Consider the following 6655-nt stretch of genomic DNA (forward strand, 5'->3'; position numbering starts at 1 on the left):
CCCGCCGAGTCCGCACCGAGCGCCGCGAAGCGGGCCGGGACGAACGCGCCGATCTGCGCGGCGACGTGCCGCGCATAGCCCGTCACGGCGAGCACCGGCGTGCGGCTGTCGCCGATGCATCGGCGCACATGCGCGACCTGCGGCTCGTCGTGCGGGTGCAGCAGGTTCCACCGGTCGGCCGCGTGACCGTCGCGGGCGAGCTGCGTGTAGCTCGGGCAGCTCCAGATCGTCGAATCGACGCGCCATTCGTCGCGCAGCAGATCGGCCGCCTCCTGCACCTGTGCAAGCGTGCTGCCCGCGCCGCACAGCCGGATCCGGGCGGCCGCGCCGGCCGCCGCCCGCCGGCCGGCCCGCACCATGCCGCTGAACGCATCGCGGGCCGCGGTGGCCGACAGCGGTTTCGCATCGGGCACGGGGTCGTCGTGGCTCGCGAGGTAGCAGAACCCCGGCTGGCCGGCGACATAAAGCGCCCGCAGCGCGTGGCGCAGGATCGCGATCGCCTCATGCCCCGAGGCCGGATCGTATGGCGTGCACGCGGGGTTCGCGGCCAGCCAGTGCGGGACGTCGGGCGTCACGCCTTTCGGCCAGGACGATGCGAGCGTTTCGGCATCGTTCACGAAGATCCCGCGGTCGACGGTTTCGATCGACGCCAGCCGCAGCCGGTCGGTCGCGCGGGCATGCAGCAGGTACAGCAGCGGCCGCTCGAACCGCTTGCGCGCATCGAGAAACCGCAGCGGCCAGGCGCTGATGCGGCGATGCGCCCCCGCGTCTGCCAACGGCCCACGCGTGTCGGCTCGCACGATCCAGACGTGTTCCGATGTCGCCGCATCGCGTTCGAGGCAATCGGCGGCCGCGCGCATCGCGCCGAGCGGCGACACCGCACGGCCACGCGGCGCGAGCCGCTGCGTCAGCAGCCTTTCGAGGCAGGCCACCGCGGCGCGGCGGGTGTCGGGCGTCCGCACGGGCGGACCGGATCGCGCAGTCTGCATGTCCCTCCTTTTGGTATTGGCATGTCGCCGGGGTGTCGGTTCCGGCATAGGATTGCAATTGCAACGATTGTAGTTGCAACGACAACCGAAAGACAAGGACCGACATGACTTCGACGCATTCCCTCACGTTCTATACGGCCGACACGCCGAACGGGCACAAGATCGCGATCTACCTGGAGGAGGCCGGGCTCGCGTACGAGCGCGTGCACGTGAACCTGTCCGCCGGCGAGCAGCGCAGCCCGGCTTATCTCGCGATCAACCCGAACGGCAAGATCCCGGCCATCGTCGACCACGACACCGGGCTGACCGTGTTCGAATCCGGCGCGATCCTCGGCTATCTCGCCGCGAAGACGCGCTTTCTGCATCCGGAAACGCTGGCCGAGCGCACGGCGGTGCAGCAATGGCTGCACTTCCAGATCGGCGGGATCGGGCCGATGCTCGGCCAGCTCTGGTGGTTCCTGCATGCATCGAAGACGGTCAATGCGCAAGCACTCGAGCGCTACCGGAACGAAGCGCGGCGTCTCTATGGCGTCGTGAACGGCCGATTGGCGGAATCGGCGTATCTCGCTTCGTCGCGGTACTCGATCGCCGACATCGCCGCGTTCCCGTGGTTGCGCACGGCGGCCGAGCTCGATCTCGACCTCGCCGGTTACCCGCACGTCGAGCGCTGGCTCGCCGGTATCGAGGCGCGGCAAGCCGTTCAGCGGGGCCTGATCGCATGCCGCGCACCGGCGGCAGAGCGCGCGAACTGACGTCGCATCGCCCGCGCCGTACGGATGGCGCGGGCGCCGGCCGCCGGCCTGCCGGGAAACATTGTTCTCCTTCGTCGTAAACGTCTCGAATGCGTGATATTTGCGCCGCGCGATCCGGTTTAGAGTGGCCGCGAATCGATGACGATGTGTCGTATCGCCGCAGTCCCGGGCCGTACAGATGCACGAGAGGAGCTGGAGACAAATGAGTGAAGGCAGGATTACGCAGGTCGAATCGTTCGGTTTCGAGCGCATTCCCGATGCATCGCGCTATGCGCGGCCGATCGATCTGTTCAGGTTGCTGTTCGGCGGCTGCAATACGTTTTCCACATCGGTGCTCGGCAGCTTTCCCGTGCTCGTCGGGCTGTCGTTCAAGGCGGGTGTCTGCGCGATCGTGCTCGGCGTGCTCGCCGGCACCTGCATCCTCGCGCCGATGAGCCTGTTCGGCCCGCGCAACGGCACGAGCGACCCCGTGTCGTCCGGCGCGCATTTCGGCATCCACGGCCGGATCGTCGGCTCGTTCCTCGCGCTGCTCACGTCGATCGCGTTCTTCTCGCTCGCGGTGTGGAGCTCGGGCGATGCGCTCGTCGGCGGCGCGCACAACATGGTCGGCGTGCCGGTCAACGGCTTCACGCTCGGTGCGGCGTACATGGTGTTCGCGGTGCTCGTGCTGATCGTCTGCATCTACGGCTTCCGCTTCATGCTGTGGGTCAACAAGATCGCCGTGTGGGCCGCGAGCGTGCTGTTCGTCGCGGGCCTGTTCGCGTTCGCCGGCCTGTTCGACATGAACTACGCGGGCACGGTGCAGCAGGGCAGCGCGGGCTTCTGGGCCGCGTTCGTCGGCGCGGTGCTGGTTGCGCTGAGCAACCCGGTGTCGTTCGCGTCGACGCTCGGCGACTGGGCCCGCTACATCCCGCAGCACACGCCGAAGCATCGTGTGATGGGCGCCGTGTTCGCCGCGCAGATCGCGACCTTCGTGCCGTTCTTCTTCGGCCTCGCGACCGCGACGATCATCGCGGCGAAGGCACCCGCATTCATTGCGTCGAACGACTATGTCGGCGGCCTGCTCGCGATCTCGCCGCGCTGGTTCCTGCTGCCGATGTGCCTGATCGCGATCATCGGCGGGATGTCGACCGGCACGACCGCGCTGTACGGTACCGGCCTGGACGTGTCGAGCATGTTCCCGCGCCTCCTGAATCGCGTGCGTGCGACGCTGCTGATCGGCACGATCGCGATTGCGTTCATCTTCGTCGGCCGCTTCTGGTTCAACCTCGTCGAAAGTGTCGCGACGTTCTCGACGCTGATCGATACCTTCAGTTGCCCGTGGATGGCGATCATGGTGATCGGCTACGTGACGCGGCGCGGCCACTATCTCGCCGACGACCTGCAGGTGTTCAACCGCGGGCTGCACGGCGGCCATTACTGGTTCACGCACGGCTGGAACGTGCGCGCGATGGGCGCATGGCTGCCGGCCGCGTTCGTCGGGCTGTCGTTCGTGAACCTGCCGGGCCAGTTCGTCGGGCCGCTCGGCAACCTCGCGGGCGGGCTCGACCTGAGCGTGCCGGTGTCGCTGGTGATGGGCGGGATGTTGTATTTCGCGCTGCTGACGCTGTACCCGGAACCGGACGGCGTGTACGGCCCGCATGGGCGCCGCTTCGTGCGCGGCGGCACGCAGGCGGCGCGCGGCAACGGCGCGCCGGCGATCCAGCCGAAGGGATATTGAGCGGCGCGTGGTGCAGCGCAGTGCAAATGACGAAGCCGCTGCGCGGGAGAGCCGCCGGCGGCATCGTCGTTTCGGGGCGTGTGATCGCGACAGGAGGCGGCCGCAACTTCCACGTGTCGCCGCCGCAAACGAAAACGTCTGCCGGGCTGGCAGGCGCGCGCCGGCTTCGATGCGAGTCAGTGGAACGTGCTGCCCGCGAGCATCCCGCCGTCGACGATGAATTCCGACCCCGTGCAGTACGCGGATTCGTCGGACGCGAGGAACAGCACGAGGCTGGCGACTTCCTCGGGCTTGCCGATGCGCGCGATCGGCAAGCCGCTGTAGATCGACGACGGATCGAAATCCGCGAACTCGGGCGGGCGCGCCATCACGGTATCGATGCCTCCCGGATGCACCGAGTTCACGCGAATGCCGTAGCGGCCGAATTCGAGTGCGGCGGCCTTCGTCATTCCGCGTACCGCGAACTTGCTGGACACGTACGCGCTGCCGCCCGCGACGCCCTCCATCCCGGCCGTCGACGACACGTTGACGATCGAGCCGCCACCGGCTTCCTTCAGCGCGGCCACGGCCGATTTCATGCCGAGCCAGCAGCCGACCTGGTTCACGTCGATCACCTTGCGATAGTCGTCGAGCGAACACGCTTCGATCGGCACGAGCTTCAGGATGGCCGCGTTGTTCACGAGGATGTCGAGCCGGCCGAAATGCGCGAGCGTTGCATCGACGGCAGCCTGCCAGCCGGCCTCGCTCGTCACGTCGAGATGCTGGAATCGCGCGGCGTCGCCGAGTTCGGCCGCGACGCGCCGGCCGGCGTCGTCCAGCACGTCGGCGATCACCACGCGTGCGCCTTCGGCGACGAACCGGCGCGCTTCCGCTTCGCCCTGGCCGCGGGCAGCACCCGTGATCAGCGCCACCTTGCCTTCGAGTCGTTTCATGCTGCTTGCTCCTGTTGTGTGTAGGGCTCGCGCGGGTCCGCTCATGCGGAGGCGGCCGCCGCGTCGATGATGCGAACCGGATCGGTGCCGTCCCGGGTGTGTGATTCGGCGATCCCGCGCGCGATCATGTCGCGCATGCCGGCGCCCTCGATGAATTCGACGCGCAGGCCGGGGTCGTCGGGGTCGTCGAGATACGCGACGCGCGTGGCCGGGTTGCCCGCTTCGAACACGACGCGCAAGCCGCGTGCGGTGAACCGTGCGATCGCCGCATCGAGATCGTCGACGACCCACGCGACGTGATGCAGCCCGACGAGCGGTTGCCCGTGCACATCGCGGTACGGCGACGACGTGTCGTTCGTCACGTGAATCAGTTCGATCTGCAGATTGCCGCGATACGCGAGTCCGACGTCCATCGTGACCGTCACCGGCTCGCCGAGATGATGGCCGTCGAGGCGTACGTTGCGGAATACGGTCCACGGGCCGATGGCGTGGCGTTCGCGCCAGCGCGCGATGCTGCGGTCGAGATCGGCGACCACGTAGCCGATCTGGTCGACGGGGCCGAGGACTGGGTCGTTCATGGCGTCTCCGTGGCGGACGCCCGTGAGCGTGCCGCGCATTGAATGGCGGTCATGATCGCAACAAAGCGCGCGCGGCGTGCCATCCAAACGGATGAGTGGGCGCGCTTGGTCCCGGCGTGACGGGTGGGCGCGGGTCGTCGCGACGATGCCGGTGCGTCAAGCGCCGGGTAGCGGCCGCTGCCAGCCGTTCCGCGCCAACGCTAGCGGCCCATCGGCGCGGGCGGCAGGCAGGGTGCCGGTTCCGCCGATGGTCAGCATCGCGGGCGGCGGCCTACCGCGGCCGCCGTCCGGTCGTTACGCTTGGGCGATCATCCACTCTGTCCGGAAGGTCGCCATGTCCCGGCTCGATTACAAGTTGCTCGGCCCCTGTCTGCTCGCGATCGCGCTCGACGCGATGGGATTCGGGCTCGTCTATCCGATGATGTCCGCGATCTTCAGCGATCCGCACGCGGGTATCCTGCCGGCCGACGCCGGCGCGCACGCGCGCAATTTCTACCTCGGTCTCGGCTACGGGATCTATCCGTTGTGCATGTTCTTCGGCTCGTCGCTGATGGGCGAACTGTCCGATCGCTACGGCCGCCGCAAGATCCTGCTGCTGTGCGTGACCGGCCTTGCGGCCGGCTACGCGATGATGGCGGCCGGTGCGTGGCATGCGAGCGTCGCGCTGCTGTTGATCGGCCGCGGGCTCACCGGGCTGATGGCCGGCTGCCAGGGCATCGCGCAGGCGGCGATCACCGACCTGAGCACGCCGGAAAACAAGGCGTACAACATGAGCATCATGTCGCTCGCGTTCAGCGCGGGCGTGATCGTCGGCCCGGTGCTCGGCGGCGTCACGTCCGACCGCACGATTTCGCCGCTGTTCGACTACGGCACGCCGTTCGTGCTCGTTGCCGGGTTGTCGCTGATCGGCGCGTTCTGGACCTGGGCGTCGTATCGCGACTCGGCCGTGCCGCGCGGCGACACGCGTATCGATCCGCTGCTGCCGCTGCGCATCATCGGAGAGGCCGCACGCCAGCGCAACGTCGCGTTCCTGTCGGTGGTGTTCTTCCTGATGCAGGTCGGCTACGGGCTCTACCTGCAGACCATCATGCTGCTGTTGCAGGCGAAATTCGGCTACACGAGCGCGCGGCTCGGGCTGTTCAGCGGCGTGATCGGCCTTTGTTTCGTGTTCGGTCTGCTGTTCGTCGTGCGGCTGATGCTGCGCGTATGGCGCGTGGTCGACATCGCGAAGACGGGCCTCCTCGTCGCGGGCGTCGGCCAGGTCCTGTCCGCGCTGTTTCCGCACGAGCCGGTGCTGTGGGCGCTCGCGATGGTCGTCGGCTGCTTCGACATGGTCGCTTATACGACGATGTACACGGCGTTCTCCGACGCGGTCAGCGAGGACCGGCAAGGCTGGGCACTCGGCGTCGCGGGCTCGGTGATGGCCGTCGCGTGGGTCGTCACGGGGGCGCTCACGAACCTGCTGCCGGTGTTCGGCGAGATCGGCCTGCTGCTGATCGGCGGCGCGGGCTTCCTGCTCAGCTTCGCGATGATGGTCGCGTACGGCCGCACGCAGCCGGGTGCGCGAACGGCCGCGCTGTCGTAGGTGGCAGGCACGTTGGCCCGATCCTGTCGGACGTTGTCCCGCGCGCGGCTGTCGCGCCCGGCCGCGCGGCCCGACACTGGCGCCTCGCGGCCGGGGAAC

General features: G+C 68.4%; 6 protein-coding genes. 3 read left to right on the forward strand and 3 right to left on the reverse strand.

Annotated elements, in window-relative coordinates:
• On the reverse strand, positions 1 to 989 hold a 989-nt coding region (locus ABY44_RS02645; RefSeq protein WP_431640818.1), incomplete at its 3' end, for a transketolase-like TK C-terminal-containing protein.
• A gap of 104 nt (positions 990 to 1093) precedes the next feature.
• Between ABY44_RS02645 and ABY44_RS02650 the strand changes: the two genes are divergently transcribed.
• Complete coding sequence (locus tag ABY44_RS02650; protein ID WP_060173508.1) at positions 1094 to 1741, forward strand: glutathione S-transferase family protein; 648 nt, start codon at positions 1094 to 1096, stop codon at positions 1739 to 1741.
• Between the two features lie 202 nt (positions 1742 to 1943).
• Positions 1944 to 3461 (forward strand): purine-cytosine permease family protein, encoded by a 1518-nt coding sequence (locus ABY44_RS02655; protein WP_230942786.1) that lies wholly within the window; start codon positions 1944 to 1946, stop codon positions 3459 to 3461.
• A 176-nt stretch (positions 3462 to 3637) separates the two neighbouring features.
• Here ABY44_RS02655 and ABY44_RS02660 read toward each other — a convergent pair whose 3' ends face one another.
• Together ABY44_RS02660 and ABY44_RS02665 are read right to left on the reverse strand one after the other, a co-directional pair.
• On the reverse strand, positions 3638 to 4393 hold the full coding sequence (locus ABY44_RS02660; RefSeq protein ID WP_027789415.1) for a glucose 1-dehydrogenase: 756 nt from the start codon (positions 4391 to 4393) through the stop codon (positions 3638 to 3640).
• 41 nt (positions 4394 to 4434) lie between these two features.
• A complete protein-coding gene (locus ABY44_RS02665; RefSeq protein WP_060173507.1) occupies positions 4435 to 4971 on the reverse strand; it encodes a VOC family protein in 537 nt (178 codons plus the stop codon).
• Between the two features lie 334 nt (positions 4972 to 5305).
• On the opposite strand from ABY44_RS02665, the gene ABY44_RS02670 reads away from it, so the two are divergent.
• On the forward strand, positions 5306 to 6556 hold the full coding sequence (locus ABY44_RS02670; RefSeq protein ID WP_027789413.1) for an MFS transporter: 1251 nt from the start codon (positions 5306 to 5308) through the stop codon (positions 6554 to 6556).
• The last annotated feature ends 99 nt before the right edge of the window (positions 6557 to 6655 follow it).

It is taken from the genome of Burkholderia sp. ZZQ-2 (assembly GCF_050768715.1).
Lineage (GTDB): Bacteria > Pseudomonadota > Gammaproteobacteria > Burkholderiales > Burkholderiaceae > Burkholderia > Burkholderia cepacia.

What these genes read in the sequence shown, in the direction of transcription:
- ABY44_RS02650 (WP_060173508.1), top strand. Translation starts at nt 1,094, where the DNA reads ATGACTTCGACGCATTCCCTCACGTTCTATACGGCCGACACGCCGAAC.
- ABY44_RS02655 (WP_230942786.1), top strand. Translation starts at nt 1,944, where the DNA reads ATGAGTGAAGGCAGGATTACGCAGGTCGAATCGTTCGGTTTCGAGCGC.
- ABY44_RS02660 (WP_027789415.1), bottom strand. Translation starts at nt 4,393, where the DNA reads ATGAAACGACTCGAAGGCAAGGTGGCGCTGATCACGGGTGCTGCCCGC.
- ABY44_RS02665 (WP_060173507.1), bottom strand. Translation starts at nt 4,971, where the DNA reads ATGAACGACCCAGTCCTCGGCCCCGTCGACCAGATCGGCTACGTGGTC.
- ABY44_RS02670 (WP_027789413.1), top strand. Translation starts at nt 5,306, where the DNA reads ATGTCCCGGCTCGATTACAAGTTGCTCGGCCCCTGTCTGCTCGCGATC.